17 protein-coding genes are annotated in these 19,818 nt (G+C 35.5%); 12 read left to right on the top strand and 5 right to left on the bottom strand.

Annotation, left to right across the window (positions count from 1 at the left end):
• Window positions 1-100 precede the first annotated feature (100 nt).
• The 11 genes from AC1DCY_RS07730 (at window position 101) to hemL (ending at window position 14,605) form a co-directional block, all read left to right on the top strand.
• On the top strand, window positions 101-1,759 hold the full coding sequence (locus AC1DCY_RS07730) for a hypothetical protein (RefSeq protein ID WP_477348924.1): 1,659 nt from the start codon (window positions 101-103) through the stop codon (window positions 1,757-1,759).
• A 252-nt stretch (window positions 1,760-2,011) separates the two neighbouring features.
• A complete protein-coding gene (locus AC1DCY_RS07725) occupies window positions 2,012-3,463 on the top strand; it encodes an S-layer homology domain-containing protein (RefSeq protein ID WP_477348922.1) in 1,452 nt (483 codons plus the stop codon).
• Between the two features lie 19 nt (window positions 3,464-3,482).
• Window positions 3,483-6,386 carry a vWA domain-containing protein gene (locus AC1DCY_RS07720; RefSeq protein ID WP_477348920.1) on the top strand — a complete coding sequence of 968 codons (2,904 nt, stop codon included), beginning with the start codon at window positions 3,483-3,485 and terminating at the stop codon, window positions 6,384-6,386.
• A gap of 332 nt (window positions 6,387-6,718) precedes the next feature.
• Window positions 6,719-7,252: a hypothetical protein gene (locus tag AC1DCY_RS07715; protein WP_477348918.1), complete on the top strand. Its 534-nt coding sequence runs from the start codon at window positions 6,719-6,721 to the stop codon at window positions 7,250-7,252.
• A 192-nt stretch (window positions 7,253-7,444) separates the two neighbouring features.
• Window positions 7,445-7,813 (top strand): hypothetical protein, encoded by a 369-nt coding sequence (locus AC1DCY_RS07710; RefSeq protein ID WP_477348917.1) that lies wholly within the window; start codon window positions 7,445-7,447, stop codon window positions 7,811-7,813.
• Window positions 7,814-8,022: 209 nt separating this feature from the next.
• A complete protein-coding gene (gene hemA, locus AC1DCY_RS07705) occupies window positions 8,023-9,387 on the top strand; it encodes a glutamyl-tRNA reductase (RefSeq protein ID WP_477348915.1) in 1,365 nt (454 codons plus the stop codon).
• A 418-nt stretch (window positions 9,388-9,805) separates the two neighbouring features.
• Entirely contained in the window at window positions 9,806-10,633 is an 828-nt protein-coding gene (ccsA, locus tag AC1DCY_RS07700; protein WP_477348913.1) for a cytochrome c biogenesis protein CcsA, read from the top strand.
• An 18-nt stretch (window positions 10,634-10,651) separates the two neighbouring features.
• A complete protein-coding gene (hemC, locus tag AC1DCY_RS07695; RefSeq protein WP_477348911.1) occupies window positions 10,652-11,584 on the top strand; it encodes a hydroxymethylbilane synthase in 933 nt (310 codons plus the stop codon).
• Window positions 11,574-12,335, top strand: a complete 762-nt coding sequence (locus tag AC1DCY_RS07690; protein ID WP_477348910.1) for a uroporphyrinogen-III synthase — start codon at window positions 11,574-11,576, stop codon at window positions 12,333-12,335. The genes hemC and AC1DCY_RS07690 overlap by 11 nt, the downstream gene beginning before the upstream one ends.
• Window positions 12,332-13,312, top strand: a complete 981-nt coding sequence (gene hemB / locus AC1DCY_RS07685; RefSeq protein ID WP_477348908.1) for a porphobilinogen synthase — start codon at window positions 12,332-12,334, stop codon at window positions 13,310-13,312. Before AC1DCY_RS07690 ends, hemB begins: the two co-directional genes overlap by 4 nt.
• Entirely contained in the window at window positions 13,313-14,605 is a 1,293-nt protein-coding gene (hemL, locus tag AC1DCY_RS07680) for a glutamate-1-semialdehyde 2,1-aminomutase (RefSeq protein WP_477348906.1), read from the top strand.
• Between the two features lie 487 nt (window positions 14,606-15,092).
• Here hemL and AC1DCY_RS07675 read toward each other — a convergent pair whose 3' ends face one another.
• From AC1DCY_RS07675 to AC1DCY_RS07655, 5 genes are all read right to left on the bottom strand, one after another.
• The gene (locus tag AC1DCY_RS07675) at window positions 15,093-15,764 is read right to left on the bottom strand and encodes a VC0807 family protein (RefSeq protein ID WP_477348904.1); all 672 of its coding nucleotides are present in this window, start codon (window positions 15,762-15,764) and stop codon (window positions 15,093-15,095) included.
• A gap of 289 nt (window positions 15,765-16,053) precedes the next feature.
• Window positions 16,054-16,416 (bottom strand): hypothetical protein, encoded by a 363-nt coding sequence (locus AC1DCY_RS07670; protein WP_477348903.1) that lies wholly within the window; start codon window positions 16,414-16,416, stop codon window positions 16,054-16,056.
• A 447-nt stretch (window positions 16,417-16,863) separates the two neighbouring features.
• Entirely contained in the window at window positions 16,864-17,229 is a 366-nt protein-coding gene (locus AC1DCY_RS07665) for a hypothetical protein (RefSeq protein ID WP_477348901.1), read from the bottom strand.
• A gap of 69 nt (window positions 17,230-17,298) precedes the next feature.
• Window positions 17,299-17,646, bottom strand: a complete 348-nt coding sequence (locus AC1DCY_RS07660) for a DUF3221 domain-containing protein (RefSeq protein WP_477348899.1) — start codon at window positions 17,644-17,646, stop codon at window positions 17,299-17,301.
• Window positions 17,647-18,289: 643 nt separating this feature from the next.
• The gene (locus tag AC1DCY_RS07655) at window positions 18,290-18,691 is read right to left on the bottom strand and encodes a hypothetical protein (protein ID WP_477348897.1); all 402 of its coding nucleotides are present in this window, start codon (window positions 18,689-18,691) and stop codon (window positions 18,290-18,292) included.
• A 493-nt stretch (window positions 18,692-19,184) separates the two neighbouring features.
• Here AC1DCY_RS07655 and AC1DCY_RS07650 point away from each other — a divergent pair, with 493 nt between their 5' ends.
• Window positions 19,185-19,631 (top strand): CoxG family protein, encoded by a 447-nt coding sequence (locus AC1DCY_RS07650; protein WP_477348895.1) that lies wholly within the window; start codon window positions 19,185-19,187, stop codon window positions 19,629-19,631.
• Window positions 19,632-19,818: the final 187 nt, after the last annotated feature.

The following is a 19,818-nucleotide window of genomic DNA, read 5'->3' as shown; positions in this document are numbered from 1 at the left end:
AAATATGTAAAAGCACTAAAATGTAACTTTTTTAATAGTAAAAACTACCAATATTACGATATACTATTTATAATAATATTTTTTAAGGAGGCGGGATTTGTTGAAGAAGATTCCATACATACTAACGATTTTGTTACTAACGGTTCTCGGGTTTTCATCAAATCAAACAGCACATGCTGCACAAATGGTGACTGGAACTTTTGTTGATGTAACATTTTCAGAATATGAAAATCCAAATGGAGTAATAGAAAAAAAGCTTAGTAATATTACTTTGCAAAATGATAGCGGTCGTCAGGTTACATACAATATAAATAATAGTGCCCGCCTGTATATTAATAATACAGAGACAACAATCGAAGGCTTTAAGATGGGGATGAAAGTAGAAGCGGAAATTTCCCTTCGAAGTGTTGTTGAGCTTAGAGGTACTTCTAATTCTACAAAAGAAACAGAATCTCCAACAGTTGCACAAAACACTAAAACACTTGCTGGGGTAGTGACAAGTATTGATCCAAATGGACTGTTCATTATGTTGAAGCCAGATTTAGGAGAAGAAACAACCTACTATATAAATAAAGATACAAGCTACCAAAAAAACTCCTCTGCAGTTGATGTTAGCGCATTATATGTAGGGGATCGTGTTAAGCTTAGCCTTAAAAATCGAAACACATCCATTGTCACGAAAATCGAAATTAGTGAGACGGGTACATTAGTTGAAAACCTATATAAAGGTGAGCTACAAACAGTAAATGCCAATGCAAATAAATTAACTGTTAAAAACCAACATGCTTTTATAAATTGGCAATTTGGTTCTGATACAACAACGGCCTTATCAACGATGAATTTTTCATCGAAGGTACCGATATATGTTGGAAATACAAAAATTGATAAAGGTCAGTTAAAAAATTACATTGGCAGTGAAGCATATTATGCAACAATTAAACAATTTGGCAAAGAAGTGATTGAAAAAATTGTTGTATTGAAAAACAATGAGCGAACTTACTATGAGCCTATGCTTTCTGTGGATACTAAATATCAAGTATTAAAACTTAAATCTGCTGGCACATTATACTTCCACGATGGAACGATTTTAATTAGAAATGGTCGTTTAATTGAACCTAATGGCTTATTAGCTTATGGTACAGCCTTTGTTATTTCGGACGGAGCTGCACGTGATCATTATGCTCAAGTTGTACAAGTAACAAGTGATAGCTTTATGTCACCAAACTTAGCAGGTCATGAGTTATATTATGGACGTTTATCACAAACAGATGGCTATTTAATCGAAATTGATGATGCGATGAAGATCGAGTCAAATGTCTTCAAGAAAACAGAACGTACTGTACTATCGGTTAGTAATTCAACAAAGGCAAAAGTAGATGATGGTAACAAAACATATAATGTCATTCCTGATATTGAGCTTCATTTATACGAAGGGGAATATGGATACTTCTATGTGAAGGATGGCCATGTACAGGCCCTTCATATTCTTAATAAAGCTAAGCCAGTTGCTCCATTAATGTTAACTGGTAAAATGCAGTCAGTTAAATCGAAATACCCAGCTGTAATCAATGTGAAGAGCGTTAGTCAATGGCAAAATGGTCGTTGGTATGAAGCTGGTGAAATGATTGATATGAATATAGACCAAGCAACAATTATTAAAGCTGGTAAAGTTATTCAAGCATCTGATCTAAAACCTTCTGATCGTTTAGTAGTATTATCAGATCGTTTTGTCAAAGCTCATTTAATATTAGTTGATTAACTTCTTTCGGCAAATGTTTTATGTAACGAAAGCGTAGCGTCAGCTACTCTAGGAGTAGAAGGCGAGCAGATGTTAACCTTGAATATTTTAGGTGTGTTGATTAGGAAAAAATAGGCTCATTCAGGGGTACAAGGGTTATGTTCCTATTGATTTTCTTACATCAACACACCTGATTATTTTGTAATCTTAAAGAAATAATTGACAGCTCCAGATGCGGATATGCATGGATTGAAAGAGAGGAACAGAAAAAGAATGCGAAAACATTTATCTAAATTAATGTTAGTGGTTCTTGCTGTATTTATTATTGGAGCTACTATCCCAGAAAATGCATCGGCTTCTTCATTAGAAACAACAGGTGCTGTAAAAAATGAATATACATATGAGGAAGCTGTTTTCATTACAGGAACACCCATTATTTTTAAAGGCACTAGTAAAGACATTAATTTTACACAAAAAGAATCTAAAGGAAAGTTAACTGAAACATATAGTGTAAAGCTAACAGCAAGTAACGGTGCTACATTGACACGAAATATTGCATATGAATCAGATGTTGTAGATTATGCTACGATTGGTCAAAAAACATCGAATGGTGTTGTGAAAAAATATTCAGAGAAAATTGTTTCTGGGAAAACAACATATACATTGGTTGATTTCCAATTTTCACAAGGGACTGTAACGGACAATCGTGTAGCCTCTGATTATTTCTCAGGTAATGTGATTTCGAGAAAAACATATGCCTATCAAACAGGGACTGGAAAAAATGCAGTCCAAAATACTGTAACAATTGATACTGATAGTCGTCATGCTGGCTATGAAAATTTCTGGGGAGCAACAGAAACACAAATTACAGAAGCTGTTTATAGTTATAGCGATGGTAAGACAAGTCATGTGAAAAATCGTTTATCTACAAGCAAATCACGTGTATTAAACTATGAAGAAAACCTAGGGAGTTTAGGGAGCTTTGATGGTGGATATGCGGTAGTAAGTGAAAAGGATGTTATTTCTGAATATACGTATGATTTAGCCTCTGGGCAAAATGGTAATATGGACTTAGATACAGAATACATGCCGACAATTGAACGTTTAATCATTCCTAAGTTCCGTGATTTATCAAATCATTATGCGAAACAAGCTATTGAAAAATTATACTCTTTAGGTATTTACTCTGATGCAAGTAACTTCTTCTCACCAAATACCCCTATGAAGCGTATTGACTTTACAGCGGCGATTGGTAAGGCGGTTGACTTACGTGTTATGGCAGAACCGAAAACGAAAAAATCGAAAACTACTACAAGTATTTTTAAAGATATCAAGCGTACAGTAAAAGATTATGCCTATATTGAGTCTGCGGTTCATAAAGGAATTATTAAAGGTGTATCACCAGAGTATTTCAAGCCTGATAATGCAATTACTAGAGCACAAGCTGCTACGATTTATGTGCGTGCCTTAGGGCTTGAGAATAAGGCCCCAGATCCAGGCTATATAACAAAGTTTAAGGATGATGCGCAAATTCCAGCCTACGCAAGAGACGGTATTTACATTGTAAATGAGTTAGGCTTAATGACTGGTGACCCTGTAGGTCGATTTAATCCAAATCAACCATTAACGAGAGCAGAAGCATCAGTAGTACTAGAACGTTTTTTGAATTACTTGGAAAGTGACTTAAAACAAAACTATCGAGATGACATATTGTTCTTTAATTAAAGAAAGGACTGAACAATAAATGACGTATGCTAAAAAAGCATTTCTATCCATACTATGTTTCGTACTAGTCCTGATGACAGCAACTCCAGTTATAACTCAGGCAGCTACGAAAATTAATGATGTACCAACTAATAATAGTAAATTCAAAGCTATTTCATGGGCAGTCGATAATGATTTACTCTCATTGAATAGCGCTAATAACTTTTTACCTAATGAGCAGCTAACTGAGCGAGAGCTTGTTGTCATGTTTGCAAAGCTTGATCGAAACTATGCATTAACATATAACGACAGTGTCGCTTATAACTTCTATAGTGATTTATATTTACCATTTAACGGTACCTACACAACAGCCAATCGGACAAAAGCTGTTACACGTGGACAATTTGCGCGTATATATGCTGCCTTTAAAGGCTTAGATTTAGATGAGCCTCAGGCGGTTCAATATTTATACACAAATGAAATTTCAACAGGAAGCACTGGTAAAAAGACATTTGCCAATTTCAATCCTTCTACAAAACTAACTCGTGGAGATAGTGCTGAATTTTTATATCGCAGTGTACAAAACGGTAACTTTGCTGTAATAGGATTAAAACGTACTGCAGCAGGCCGTGATAACGATGAAATTACATTACCTCCGGGCTTCATGGGCTCAAGCAACACAGAATTTGAAGAGCCAAAGGATAATAACAATGATTTTACTGGACCAGAGAATGTTAATAATGCTCTACAAAGTATTGATGTTGAAAAACCAGATTTAATCGCAAATGACCAAGATTCAACGCTCATTACAGTATCTTTAAAAGCTTGTAATGGTGATCCAATACCTGATGATAAATCTTATACATTCCGTGTAACTTCATCATATGGTGCAAAAATCGTTGACACATCTGGTGAAGCTGTTCGAAATGTACAATCAGATGGCTCTACTGTTTCTGCGATTGTTATAGCACCAAAATTAACAAAATCTGTACGTGATACAATTTCATTTGAGCTTATTAACAACACAGATCCTGGTATGAAATGTCTTGTAGGTGAAAAACTGAATGCACATGTCCGTTACTCACCACAGCCGGAAATGCGCATTGATTATCAAGTGTATGATCCTGCAAATACGGATGACGAAAATGGAAATGTAACACCTCCATATGTACCGTATGAAAAATTACCAGAGTTCTTTAAAGAAAATATTGTGAACGTCCATTGGATGGATAGAGAAGAAAAGCTATTTAGTATTGGGCAGCAAACAAATGTAACAAATGCTCTAGGAAATGTTGAAAATATATATTTACAATATGGTGGTAGTGATAAAAAATACCCTGCATTAGGCTATGAAAATGCCATTTTACAGTTTGAAAACTATAATATTTCAGTTTGGCTGTTCGAAGAAATTATAGAAAAACGCTTGAAGGATTCGATTAATGATACGATTGAAATTATGTATATGATTTCAGATGATGGGCGTCCAATTTATCGTATTCAAGGAATTGATGATGCGATTGCCTCGCAGGTTGAAAACATTAACCCAGTCGGCGCTATTATTCAACTTATGAGCTATATGCCAGATGAAAAAAAACTGACGCTCGAGCATTATGATAGTGTCATGAAAATTTATGCTATTTTCACAAGCTTGAGTAACTATGATCGAACAGTATTATTAAAATACCAAGGTGGTAAATTACTAGGTCAAGTAGAAGCCTATAAAAAACGAGTGGAAGCATTAAAGGAAAGTGCGGATGCGGCATCAAGACCGTCTGGTAAAGATCGGTATACTAAGGTAATGGTTACATTAGTGAGACCAGGTGGAGAAATTATTACTGACTATCAAGGAACAGTGAAAATTAAATTTGATGGTGTTGAGAAAACAGCTTCATTTGTTACAAATACTTCGGATTATTTAAATAATACAGGAAGCCCAGGGACAGCTGTAGCGTACTTTGACTCGGTTATTTATGGGAAATCAAAAGCTGAGGCAACATTAGTAAACAAAATAGATCCTCGTTATGCAACAATATTGAAGGATTTAAAAGATAAAACAATTACAAAGGAAATTTTCACAAACCCTTACTTTAGTAAAAATTCTTGTTCTTTAGCAACAGAAGTCGCTTATGTAGTTGATTACTCTGCTTCCATGAAAGCTTCTGACCAAACAAATTACCGTGGTAAGAAAATGATGGAAGTCATCAATCAAATAAAGGCAAAAAATAATATTGTGATTGAAACAAATACAAAAGCTACTGTTCTTGGAGAGGGCAGTACAGACAATGTATTGAAAAAAGATCTGTATAAAGCATCGAAAGAGAAAGGTGCCACAGATATTTTTGCAGGTATAGATCTCGCTCTGTCTAAATTCTCAAATGACTCGAAAACCTCTAAATCTATAATTGTTGTATCAGATGGCAAAACTAGTAAATCGAAAATGACAAAAGTGCTGAACGATGCGAAAAATAAAGGGGTCAAGGTTTACACTGTAAGTATGGGTAAAAAATCTCAAGTCAATGATGCAATTTTAATGCAACTGGCTACTGAGACTGGTGGTACTTATTACCACGCTAACGATAACTTACAATTACATCAAGTTTTCCAAAAAATTATTGATTCTATTTTATGTAAAACTTCGTCTTCAAGTTGCGTGACTCCTGAAAATTTATTTGAAGAAGCAACAGTGACTCTACGCAAAGGCAATATTACAATGAATGCAAGAATTAATGGCAATTGCTCAAATGTTGCAAAGGTTAATGTACGATTCCCATCTTTAAGTGGAGATGTGCAGTTTGAATTGAATAAGCGTAGTGATAGTGTTTACATGTTAACAAAAACAGTTCAAACAATGCAGGACTTCAAAGTTAATAATGAGATTGAATTCGTAGCATATGATAAAGACGGTAAAATTATTGCTATAAAAACCGTGACAATAACAGATTAATAGATAAAAATTATTTTTAAGCTGAACTAATTCTAACAATTAGTTCAGCTTTTTTTGATTATGAAAAATTGATATAGCCATTCATCATAACGTGGGGTTGATTTCCGTTCCGACTGAGCTCTTCCTGGGGGCGTCGGGCCAACAGATGTTTTTTTACGCTAAACGAAGGTGTTATCACAGTATATGAAGTTTTTTGCCTTCGTTCCTCTATTGCTAATCCCCCAATCAACTTATCCAAAATTTCATCCAAAATTTCGGTAATGAAACGTTCATCTAATAAATTTAATAAATTCGGGAATGTTACACCTAAAGATATTTTGAGGTGAAAACAAATGAACAGAACTGTTTATCTTTTCTTAGTTTCATTTTGTACATTTTTTTTAATAACATTACATGCATCTGCAAAAGATAAACCAAGTCCTTATGAAGAAATATATCCGGAAATAGGATACAAATCGGTGGAAGAAGCAGTGAGTGATTTTGAACAGCACTTTAGCCAAAAACTAAAGCTACCTCTTAGAGTACCCCCTATAAGCTTTACACATCATTTTGGACGATTCTCCGATTTAAAGTATGAAGGCAATGACACACTTGAAGTGACATTTATCAATGATCAATTATCCGAAAATCACTATAAAATTGATATTCGACCACTTAAGTATAAATTGCCTCTAAGAGAGAAATATGTAGTAAAAACTTATGAATTAAAAAATGAGATTGTGGCCACATATATGACCATTTCAGGTTTTAATGTCCTCGTTTTTGAGAGAGACAATTTGCAGTATATGCTAAGTATAGATAAACGAGTTTCGAATAAAGTAACTTCTGAAACTTTAGTGGACATAGCCAATTCTATTGATTATTAAATGGAACAAACATTTTGATGTGACTCGAGAACAATAGTATAGAAAAATAAAAATAGCCTTGTTAAAAATAATTAAACAAAGGCTATTATTTTATATCTTAAAATAAATTTCATTTAAACTGTTCAAATTAATAATGGAGACGTTCAAATTAGTTCGACTCTATTAGGATGATCTTTTTAAAACGGTTGTCATATGGAAAAGTTGATTGTAGTGGAGGCTTGGCGACTCCTTCGTGACCAACATCCTGCTGCTGCCGCTACGTTAGCACTACGCTTTCGCGCAAAAGACATCTGTTGGCCCGAGACCCTGCAGCGAAGCGGCTTATCGGACGCCCCCAGGAAGCTCTGCGCGAAAGCGAAGTGTCAGCGGGCAATGTTTTATCTGTGCGAAAGCGAAGCGACAGCAACAAATGTTTTATCTGTGCGAAAGCGAAGCGACAGCAACAAATGTTTTATCTGTGCGAAAGCGAAGCGACAGCAACAAATGTTTTCTGTAGCGAAAGCAAAGCGACAGCTACAAAGCGCCAAGCCGGAACGGAAATCAACCACACGTTTTGGTTAAGAGCCATTTAATTCTGTCCTTTTAAGACAATGTTCTGTACAAACATTAAATTTGAAACAGGAAGTATAATTTGTTACACTTAGTTTATAATAATTCTAATGTAGATGACGAATTTCAGTTCTTCATGACATGTTCACAAATTATTGATGAACTCTTGTCGAACTGTGCTATAATGAGATTTGTTAATTAGAACGTGAGAGGTGTTATTCATGCATACCATCGTAGTAGGCTTGAATTATAAAACGGCGCCAGTTGAGATTCGTGAAAAGTTATCATTCATAGAGAGTGAACTACCACAGGCAATGGAAGCGCTGCAAAAGCAAAAAAGTATATTAGAAAACGTTATTGTTTCGACATGTAACCGTACAGAAATATATGCTGTAGTTGATCAATTGCATACTGGGCGTCATTTTGTGAAACAATTTTTAGCAAATTGGTTCGACCTTCCTATGGAGTCATTTTCTTCGTATTTAACAATTCGTGAAGAAGATGAGGCAATCGAACATTTATTCAAAGTGACAGCTGGAATTGATTCGATGGTACTTGGCGAAACTCAAATTTTAGGACAAGTACGAAAAAGCTTCTTAAATGGACAAGAGATTGGAACAACAGGAACGGTGTACAATCAGCTATTTAAACAAGCGGTGACATTTGCGAAGCGTGCACATAATGAAACGGCTATCGGTGAGAACGCGGTATCTGTCTCTTATGCAGCAGTTGAATTAGCGAAGAAAATATTTGGATCTTTACAACGTAAACATGTAGCAATTTTAGGTGCAGGAAAAATGGGGGAACTTGCTATTGAGAACCTATACGGTAGCGGTGTAGGAAAAGTAACCGTAATTAACCGTACGTTCGAAAAAGCAGAAAGTCTGGCAGCTAAATTTGACGGTGAAGCAAAATCTATGAAGGAACTACAATGTTCGTTATTAGAAGCGGATATTTTAATTACGTCTACAGGTGCAACAGATTATGTTATTGACTATGAATTGATGCAATTTGTTGAACGTTTGCGTAAAGGTAAACCATTATTTATGGTAGATATTGCGGTTCCTCGTGATATTGATCCACGTGTTGGAGATTTACCAAATGTTTTCTTATATGATATAGATGATTTACAAGGCATCGTCGAAGCAAACTTAGCTGAACGTGAACGTGCCGCGGCTGATATTTCTTCAATGATTGGCAATGAGGTTGTGCAATTTAAAGATTGGGTTGCGACTCTTGGCGTTGTCCCTGTCATCTCGGCTTTACGTAAAAAAGCGAATCATATTCAAGAAGAGACAATGATTAGTATCGAAAATAAAATGCCTGATTTAACGGATCGAGAACGTAAAATTTTAAGTAAGCATACAAAGTCTATTATTAATCAATTGTTAAAAGAACCAATTTTACAAGCTAAGGAAATGGCAAATTCACCAAAAGCAAATGAACAGTTACGTTTATTCCAACAAATTTTCGGTATTGAGGATGCTGTGGAAGCTGAAGTTACTGCGATGACAGAACAAGAGCTTGAACGCAAAGAGCGCTTACAGTCGTCACAATCTTCCACTGAACCAAAGTATTCTTTCTAACTTCTTTCAGCAAATCTCTTTTGTAGATAAAGCAAAGCGTGGGCTACAGAAGTCTCCCACCTCTATAGGTTGTGAGATGAATGCAGGTTAAAGTTACTTTTCAGCAGGTGTCCAAACATCCGCTGAAATAAGTTAAAGCCTCCGGCGGATGTCACAGAATTGGGAAGGAGTTCTTTGTGCAAGCACAAAGCCGATTCCGGACGCAATTATGCCAAGGCATAATTGATAGATGTCTATGTGTTCGCGGTGCAACTTTAGAAAAGTTGCCCTTCGAGCTTTTTCCCGCGAACGAGATTTTCTACTGATTTTTAAATGAGGCGTTTTCGTATCTGTATGGTAAACTAAGGATACGAAAACGTTTTTTTTCTAGGCTAAAGTACACTACTTTAGCACTTTCAAAATAAAGAAGGGATGTCTATTGGCTGATTTGACAATGACAAGGCTCTATGAAGTAATGATCGTCTTGTATGGGATCAGTCTAGTATTTTACTTTACTGATTACTTTTATAAGCAAATACGAGCAAGGCGAATTGCTTTTTGGCTTGTTTCATTCGTATGGGTGATTCAAAGTGCCATTATACTATTAACTTTTGTGGAAACGAAGCGGTTTCCGATTTTATCCTTGTCAGAAGGGATTCTCTTTTATTCCTGGTTGCTCGTGACATTATCAATTATTTTGCATTGTATTGCACGGGTTGATCTACCGGTGTTTATTATTAATATACTAGGATTTTTATTCGCTAGTATCTTTACTTTTATGCCGAAACGGTCAACAGGAGTAGTTAGCGATACTTTAATTTCGGAATTGCTGTTTATTCATATATCATTTGCAATTTTATCGTACGCAGTGTTTTCGTTAACATTTGTTTTTGCGATATTGTATGTAGTATTATATCGTTTGCTTAAAAAGAAAAAATGGTCACATATATGGACAAGGTTGCCATCACTACAGCAGACGAGTAACTGGATGAATGTTTCATTTTTCATTGCTATTCCAGTGCTATTTGTAAGTTTAGTTTTAGGGTTTGAATGGGCACTACTAACGCTAGAGAGTTTTTCAATTTTTGATGCGAAGATTATTGGGTCCTTTATTATTTTAATTTTGTATTGCTCTATATTGTATGTGAATCGTAAAGGTAAACTGACAGGGACAACTTATGCGTGGGTACATATATACGCTTATCTATTAGTTGTCGTTAATTTCTTTTTAGGAAGTAGTTTATCACGATTCCATTTATGGTATTAGAAGAGAGGTTGGAGACTGTTGAGAAAAATTATTGTAGGTTCTAGAAGAAGTAAGCTAGCTTTAACACAAACAAATTGGTTTATCAATGAGTTAAAAGCAGCTGGTGTACCATTTGAATTTGAAGTAAAAGAAATTGTCACGAAAGGTGATCAAATTTTAGATGTGCAGCTATCTAAGGTAGGTGGTAAAGGGCTTTTCGTAAAAGAAATAGAACAAGCACTTTACGACAAAGAAATTGACTTTGCTGTTCATTCTATGAAGGATATGCCTGCAGTACTGCCTGAAGGATTAGTAATTGGCTGTATTCCACCACGTGAAGATGCGCGTGATGCATTTATTTCAAAAGGACATGTGAAATTTGCCGATCTTCCAGCAGGAGCTGTTGTGGGGACAAGTTCTCTTCGTCGCAGTGCTCAACTTTTAACCGTCCGTCCAGATATAGAAATTAAATGGATTCGAGGAAATGTAGATACACGCTTAGCTAAACTTGAAACTGATGAATATGATGCTATTATTTTAGCGGCAGCTGGACTAAAACGCCTTGGCTGGAGCGATGATGTAGTGACTGAGTTTTTATCTGTAGAAGAGTGTCTACCAGCAGTAGCTCAGGGCTCTCTGGGTATTGAATGCCGTGGAGACGATACGGAGCTATTAACGGAATTAGGCAAGTTAACAGATAGTATTACATGGCAAGAAGCACATGCAGAGCGTGCTTTCCTAGCTGCTATGGATGGTGGCTGTCAAGTTCCTATCGCAGGATACGCAAAGTCTAATGGGGAAGAAATTACATTAACTGGCCTTGTTGCTGCACCAGACGCTTCAGTTGTTTATAAGGAAACAGTTGTGGGCTCTGATGCGGAAGCAGTTGGGAAAGAGCTTGCTGAGATTTTAACGAAGCAAGGTGCTTTTGAATTAATTCAACGAGTAAAGGCAGAGCAAGATGCAAAGTAATTTACCTTTAGAAGGTAAAACAATTATTTTGACAGGGACATCTAAGACGACAGCAATAATAGATGACATTACAGCATTAGGTGGCCAAGCAGTAATTGCCCCATTGATAGAAACTTGTGAGCTGATCGATAAAAACGATGCTGTGCAATTAGAGTTTGCGCGTCAATTTGAATGGCTCATTTTTACGAGTCAAAATGCTGTAGAAGCTTTTGCTAGTAAGATGCGCCGATTTAATGTAAATGCAGCGTATTTTCCAGGGAAAATTGCTTCTATTGGAACTAAAACTACTACAGCTTTAGAACAGCTAGGATTCCATGTGAGCTTTATGCCTTCTATATTTAGTGCAGATGTATTTGTTCAAGAATTTCCTAGTGTAGCAGGTAGCAATCCTACGTGTCTATTTATTCGTGGAGAAAAAGCGAAAAAGACATTAAAGGAAGGGCTACCATTTAAATTGAAGGAATGGACAGTTTATGAAACGATTGAGCGGCACGACCAAAAACAACTAATGATTGAATGTATCCATGCGAATAGCGATGTCACAGTGATTTTTGCTAGCCCTTCCGCTGTTGATGTCTACGCCAAGGATGTAGCTTCGGTAATTGGTTGGGAGGCAGTACGTGTAGCCGTAATCGGTCATATTACAGAAGCAGCTATTTTGAATCACGGTGCTATTGTGGATGTTATGCCGAGCGTATATACAATGCAAGCAGTCATCGAGGAAATAACGAGAGTAGGAGAAAGAAAATGACAAAATTACAATTTCAAAGACATCGTCGTTTGCGTGCAAATGCTGCAATACGATCAATGGTAAAAGAAACATACTTACACAAAGAGGACTTAATTTATCCAATTTTCGTTATTGAAGGCGAAAATATTAAAAATGAAGTATCTTCTATGCCGGGAGTTTTTCAATTTTCATTAGATAGACTTGAAGCTGAGATTGATGAAGTTGTTGCTTTAGGTATTCCTGCGGTTATTTTATTTGGCTTACCTGTAGAAAAAGATGCAGTCGGAACTGGTGCATTTCATGATCATGGTATTGTGCAAGAAGCAACACGACTTATTAAAGCTCGCTACCCAGAGCTTTTAATCATTGCAGATACATGCTTATGTGAATTTACAGATCATGGTCATTGTGGCGTAATTGAAGGCGATCAAATTTTAAATGATCCTTCATTAGATGTTTTAGCACGTACAGCAGTATCACAAGCAAAAGCCGGTGCAGATATCATCGCTCCTTCCAATATGATGGATGGTTTTGTGGCAGCGATTCGTGCAGGTCTAGATGAAGCAGGCTTTGAAAATGTTCCGATTATGTCATATGCCGTAAAATATGCATCTAGCTACTATGGTCCATTCCGAGAAGCAGCTGATGGTGCACCTCAATTTGGTGATCGTAAATCATACCAAATGGATCCATCGAATCGTATGGAGGCATTCCGTGAAGCAGAGTCGGATATTGCAGAAGGTGCAGATTTCTTAATCGTTAAGCCAGCTCTAAGTTATTTAGATATTATTCGTGATGTAAAAAATAACTATACATTACCGATTGTTGCATACAACGTTTCTGGTGAATATGCAATGATTAAAGCAGCGGCTATTAATGGCTGGATTGAAGAGAAAAAAGTAGTGCTTGAAACGTTACTTAGCATGAAACGTGCAGGCTCAGATTTAATCATTACGTATCATGCTAAAGATGTTGTACGTTGGTTGGAGGAGAAATAAATGACGCGTTCTTACGAAAAATCAAAACAAGCTTATGCTGAAGCAATTAACTTAATGCCAGGTGGTGTTAGTAGCCCAGTACGTGCATTCAAATCCGTAAATATGGATCCAATTTTCATGGAATCAGGTCATGGTGCTATTATTAAAGACATTGATGGCAATGAATATATTGATTATGTATTATCATGGGGACCTCTTATTTTAGGTCATTCACATCCTGAAGTTGTACAAGCCATTGCTGAAACAGCAGCGAAAGGCTCTTCGTTTGGAGCACCAAGCTATACAGAAAATCGATTAGCCAAATTAGTGTTAGATCGACTACCTGGTATGGAAATGATTCGCTTCGTGTCTTCGGGGACAGAGGCTACGATGTCTGCTTTACGTGTAGCTCGTGGTGTTACAGGGCGCGATAAAATTTTAAAATTTGAAGGCTCATATCATGGTCATGGAGATTCCTTGCTTATTAAAGCAGGCTCAGGGGTAGCTACATTAGGCTTACCTGACAGCCCAGGTGTCCCAGCGGATATTGCACGTAATACGTTAACAGTAGCGTACAATGATTTAGAAGGGGCAAAACAAGTTTTCGAAAAGTTTGGTTCAGATCTTGCAGCAGTAATTGTTGAGCCAGTCGCAGGAAATATGGGCGTTGTACCTCCACTACCAGGCTTCCTACAAGGCTTACGTGAATTAACAAAGGAACATGGATCATTGTTGATTTTTGATGAAGTTATGACAGGCTTCCGTGTTGACTATGGTTGTGCACAAGGTTATTTTGATGTAACACCAGATATGACAACATTAGGAAAAGTAATTGGTGGTGGACTTCCTGTCGGAGCATTTGCAGGGAAAAAGGAAATTATGGAGCAAGTAGCACCAGCTGGTCCAATCTATCAAGCTGGAACATTGTCAGGGAATCCATTGGCAATGACAGCAGGCTATGAAACATTATCTCGCCTTGATAATAGCTCTTATGAATACTTCAAAAAGCTAGGAGATCAATTAGAGGCTGGATTCCGTGAAGCAGCAACGAAATACAATATTCCGCATACTGTAAATCGTGCGGGTTCAATGATCGGTTTCTTCTTTACGAACGAAGATGTTATTGATTTTGCATCAGCAAAAACGTCTGATTTACAATTATTCGCTGAATACTTCCGTCTAATGGCAGAAGAAGGTATCTTCTTACCGCCATCCCAATTTGAAGGTTTATTTATTTCTACTGCACATACGGAAGAGCATATCGCAAAAACAGTTGATGCCTTCCATAAAGTATTTGCACAATTAGCAAGATAACAGATTGAGCGAGTATATGTAATTCTCAACCAAAGTAACTAATTAATAGCCACTTCTTATCAATTCTAAAAATTTGATAGGAGGTGGTTTTTTGTATGCTTTTAAAATTTACATATGAGGACTTTATTGCAGATAGACGATTCTAAGTCTTAATACATCAACTTGTCCTGTAGTTTTATATATCCATTGGCTGGTGTAGCAACCTGAGTAGGATGAATCTTCCATGAGCGCTTCCCGCGAGGGGGAGACAGTCAGTGATACACTGTGGTCGTTGGAGTCAGACTAACGGAAGGGCACATGCCACCATAGCTTCCTCTCCCAGCGGTAATATTCAATACCCGTTCTGAGTACATTTTCATCTTCTGTGGTGAAGCATAAAAAAAGACTTGTGTATGAGATTTCTTTATAAGCACAAGCCTATTCTTATTAAACTAGTCCTTGTTAGGAGAGGAAAATGAAGCTTTTATTCAACAGTTGCGTTTGATTGTTAGAGAGGTAGATTATTGTTGTCTTGTAATTGATTTTGTTGCATAGCAAAAAAGTTTCGTACTGGGACATTTATATAAAAGAACATGCCTATAATGAAAATCGAGAAAGCCCACCCTGCGATTTGCTTATATATCAACATGCCACCATAACCATCAATTCCATATTTATTGAGTAGGTATACTGTTAATCCTGCCATAAAAAGCCCTCTGATAATGAAAATAACCTGAATAAATTGAAACCATTTAAAGATTCCTTTTTGAAAAAATAATGCTCTTCTGTCCATTCGTGCATAACCTTGCAAATATACAAAATCAACAGCAATATATAAAGAAAGAGGACGCTTAATCAATAGCGTAACAATATAAAGCAATGTATAAAAGAGACTTAGATATACACCATTCCAAATCATTTGCTCTGCTGAACCTGATAGTAAATTTACCGTCGTACCTAGTGCTAGTGAACCTAAAATAAATAAGCCAGTAATGTTAAATTGCTTATCTAAAATAAAACGATAAATGGTATAAACAATACCAGGAATGGTTGAAATCAGCATTGCTGTATAGTCACCTAAAGGCTCTCTACCAAAATTCCATATAACATAGGGTAATGCTGCATAAAAAATCAACTCAAATAAAATTAATATTTTGTTTGAACATTGTCTTTTCACCATATTCCCCTCCATCTATATTCAGCTTGCACCTTTTTATACTTGTAGATAAACTACATAATTTTGCTCAATAGTTGAACAAGCTAAAACATTTTTCTTAAACTAAATTGCTGTGCTTAGATGACTGAATAATCAGAAGTTTCATTCTAGTATACTACATTTATAAATATTAGGTAATGTGAATAGTATGACTAACGAGAAAGATTTACTGTTACAGCAGGGCGAGACGATGAAGTCTAAACCTCCGCTAAATCCAATCATTGGCTTATCCGAGATAAAAGCTTCCGTTAATTTAAACAAATTTTATATTTCTCTTGAAGGAATTTTCTACAAAAGCATAGAGTAAACCTGCAATACCAAAAATGATAATCGAAGTAATAATGCTTAAATTATATTCCTCTATAAAAAGAAAATTATATATTTTTTCAAAAGCAAATGCCCCTATTACTCCACTAAAAAAGGTAAATATCACTACTCTCAATAGTAAGGATTTTACAAACTTACTTACGACTAATGTTAGTGGTAAAAATGAAATAGGATATAAAATAAACGTAAAAGATGCCGCAATGAACAAATAAAAAAGTGCATATCCTGACGTAATGATTTTATTTCCTTCTACTACATCTAATCCAAATGCTGCAAAGGAAAACAACAATCCAAAAGGTATCCACATTATTAAACAATGATAAAAAGTTTTAATACTAATATCCTCCTATGATTTTAATAATATTGGTACAATCAAACTTCATAATAAATCAGACGAAAAAAGTGGAATAAAGTTACAAATTTCCGTTTAACTAATCTGATCCATTTGTAGAAGGATACTTGATTGAATGGATTACTGTTCTAGAGTATTTGCGCTATTGCTTCTATATTGTCCTGTCACAGGTTCATATACAAACCAAATGACGCTTTAAGAATACCATGACAGATTGGTTGATCGATTCAATGGAACATCATTCGAGCGATGGGGGAAGCTAAAAGGGTGGTTAAAGGAAGCATAACAAAAGGACTTACATATATGAAGATTAATCATAAACGCAAGTCCTATTCTTATTGAAGTAAAGTCCTTATTAGTTGAACAAGATGGTATTAATATTTATCATTTTTGAATCAAATTCAGTGCGTTGATTATATAAATTTTATCTTTGTCTAAATCAAGGAATTCATCCTTCTCATTACTAATATTGGGGTAATAGCCAAGTGTTGAGATTACATTTTCGTTTTCTTTAAATATAATTAAATGATTAGGCAATGCAATATTCATGCTTTCGGTACTTTCTTGTTCTGCTCTTTCAATCGAATTAATAAATCGCTTTATTTCTTCTTTTGATTTAATGACTGAAATAACTTCACCTTCTTGCTCTCTATATTCTTCAGGACTTGGTGAAGCACTTGAGAATTTCAAAATCTCAATACTTGTAATTGTAGTATCATTTTCAAAAATACTGTTTGCACATCCTCCCAAGAATAAAACCAACAGGGATAGTAATAGCAAATTATTTTTTATAATAACAAATCTCTCCCTACTAAAATATTATTCATTTATCTCAATTTTTTCGGCATTTGCTTTTTGAGGATAACTATCCTCTAGTGCATTTGTCCAAACAGAAACATTTTGTCCTACTTTTAAAGATTCAATTTCACCCGTTGAAAACCATATCGCCTCTGGTCTCCCGTCTGGTAATTTTTCGGTTTTGCTTTCCACTAAAAATCTTCCGCCTTCTATTTGAACAATTTCGCCTATGATTGTAGGTTTATCTGTTATTTCCTGTGTTGATTTTGAACTCTCTTTGTTGAGTTTCTCCTCATTACCACTTTGTTGACAGCCCAATAACCCTATAGATAATAATATTAAAGATAAAATTAAGCTGATTTTTTTCAATATCATCACTCCCTTTAATAAATTAGACTGAATTTCATGGTTATCGTTTCAAATTATATGATAATTAATTTATTTCCACTAAACTATCACTTTACTAATGGCATTCTCCTTCTTGAAGGATAGCCCTTATAGCTTAAGAAAAGCGCATCACAATTAAGTTAGTGCGTTTTATATTGTTGTCTAACTTCTCAGAACAGCCCTCAGACGATGTGAGAATCAGGAATCAGGAATACGGTTACTTGGTTGCATGGATTGCTCTCAGGACGGTTCTATGAGTTTTTTAACACCTTATGAACGTTGAATCAAGAGCAGGGGAATCATTTACACGGTTGTCTAATTGGAGCTACAAAGCCATGTGTGGGGCTGTTGAAGCATAACTTTGAGTTTGTGAGGACATAAGGGAAGGACTTGGGTACATGAAAAGGAATCATTTACACAGGTTTCTGATTGGAGCTGTCAAGTTATGTATGGGGCTACAATGTTGACTGTGGAAGCATAACCATAGGACTTGAGTTGTATAGTTGTTTCATACGCACAAGCCCTGTTCTTACTAAATAAAATCTCCTTTAGTTTAATAAGTTTCGCAAACTACTACATATGATATTAATTATTATTGAGGTAATTTTTATAAGATAACTATTCATTATTTACTTTCTAAGATAATCTCTTCTTCATTATCATTCCAACTAATTGTGAAGACTGGTTTATCCTTTTCAGTTAAAGTTTCTTTCCGTATTACAGAACTAGAGCTTGTATACAGCCCGTTTCCATCTAATTCAATTGTACCTTCGCCCCATTTACCAATTTTAGTTTGTACTGCGAATTGAAATTCTCCAATACTCCTTAAATCTGAATCCTGATTTTTTAAGTTAATAGAACGATGCACTTCTTCTTTACCTATATTATTGACTGTATATTCAACTTTCCAATTTTCATTTTCCCCTTCATAAGTGAGCTTTTCATCACTTCCACTTTGTCCAAAAAGAAAATAACTCCCAATGCCTAAAATTCCTACTATAAATATTCCAACTAATTTTTTGTTCATCTATTCAACCCCCTCACTCTCATTTAATTAGATTGTACCAAAATAATCCAAATGCTTGTTGAACTATTCTGCCCCGTTAGCCATCCATGTAGCGCAAAACCAGTACTACACCACAGAATATGAAAGGTGATTAAGTTCTTTCATTTGAGTTGAAAGGCATCTTCTTACCGCCATCTCAATTTGAAGGTTTATTTATTAGTTGATGCTTTCCATAAAGTATTTGCGCAATTAGCAAGATAACAAGTTGTTTCAAAATAACATTCTAGAAATATTTTCTGGCAGGTTATTTTTTTGTTGATAAATTTATGCAACATGCCTTTGTCTGCAATGATTTTTATTTTTGCCCGTTAAAAAGTGCATTGGATTATTAATGAATGAAAATAATCGTTTACTATTTAAAAAAATTTATTAAAATTATAACTTTCAGCATAGCCAAATTGTGGGCGAAATCGTATATAATATAGCTATTCGTAAAAGAAAGTAGTGAATTGATATGGCAACTGGCACACATATGGTCGAAGTACCCGTAGGAATTGAAAATGTATGGGATTTCGTTAGTGATATGGAAAAATGGGCAAAGCTTGTCCCAGGTTATAATGCACATGAAATGATTGATGAAAAACATTCAAATTGGACGTTTAAAGGCAATGTTGGTGTTCTGAAAAAAACTGTACAAGTAGAGATTACTATTTTAGAATGGGTAGCACCTACAAAAGTATCATTTGAATTAAAAGGGCTTTCTGATAACTTTTCAGGAAACGGTTATTTCCTAGCAGAAAGTATTGATGCAGAAAATACAAAAATGACAGGCTTCTTAGAAGTAACAGCAGGAGGATTAGCTGGTCCTGTTTTAAATCCAATCTTTAAGCCAATCGTACCAAAAGCAACACAAATGTTAACAGATCGTGTAGCAAATAAAATTAAATTGGTGAATGTATAATAACGCTGTTAAACTAACAGTAATAAGGCATACTAGAAGTTTAAAATGTACCCTATAAGATAGACACTTTCAAAAAGGTCATCTTATAGGGTATTTTTGTTTATAATGAAGAAAAAAACGAGCGGTGGTAAATAGTATGACTAAGAATTTATTTTCGAAACAACAACAGGCACAATTAAAATTAAAT

Source organism: Lysinibacillus sp. 10T31 (genome assembly GCF_056394365.1).
Note: the sequence above shows the minus strand (reverse complement) of the source record. Positions and strands in the feature narration are given on the sequence as shown.

Coding starts and splice junctions, on each gene's coding strand:
- AC1DCY_RS07725 (WP_477348922.1), top strand. CDS start 2,012: ATGCGAAAACATTTATCTAAATTAATGTTAGTGGTTCTTGCTGTATTT.
- AC1DCY_RS07720 (WP_477348920.1), top strand. CDS start 3,483: ATGACGTATGCTAAAAAAGCATTTCTATCCATACTATGTTTCGTACTA.
- AC1DCY_RS07715 (WP_477348918.1), top strand. CDS start 6,719: ATGAACAGAACTGTTTATCTTTTCTTAGTTTCATTTTGTACATTTTTT.
- AC1DCY_RS07710 (WP_477348917.1), top strand. CDS start 7,445: ATGGAAAAGTTGATTGTAGTGGAGGCTTGGCGACTCCTTCGTGACCAA.
- hemA (WP_477348915.1), top strand. CDS start 8,023: ATGCATACCATCGTAGTAGGCTTGAATTATAAAACGGCGCCAGTTGAG.
- AC1DCY_RS07690 (WP_477348910.1), top strand. CDS start 11,574: ATGCAAAGTAATTTACCTTTAGAAGGTAAAACAATTATTTTGACAGGG.
- hemB (WP_477348908.1), top strand. CDS start 12,332: ATGACAAAATTACAATTTCAAAGACATCGTCGTTTGCGTGCAAATGCT.
- hemL (WP_477348906.1), top strand. CDS start 13,313: ATGACGCGTTCTTACGAAAAATCAAAACAAGCTTATGCTGAAGCAATT.
- AC1DCY_RS07675 (WP_477348904.1), bottom strand. CDS start 15,764: ATGGTGAAAAGACAATGTTCAAACAAAATATTAATTTTATTTGAGTTG.
- AC1DCY_RS07655 (WP_477348897.1), bottom strand. CDS start 18,691: ATGAACAAAAAATTAGTTGGAATATTTATAGTAGGAATTTTAGGCATT.
- AC1DCY_RS07650 (WP_477348895.1), top strand. CDS start 19,185: ATGGCAACTGGCACACATATGGTCGAAGTACCCGTAGGAATTGAAAAT.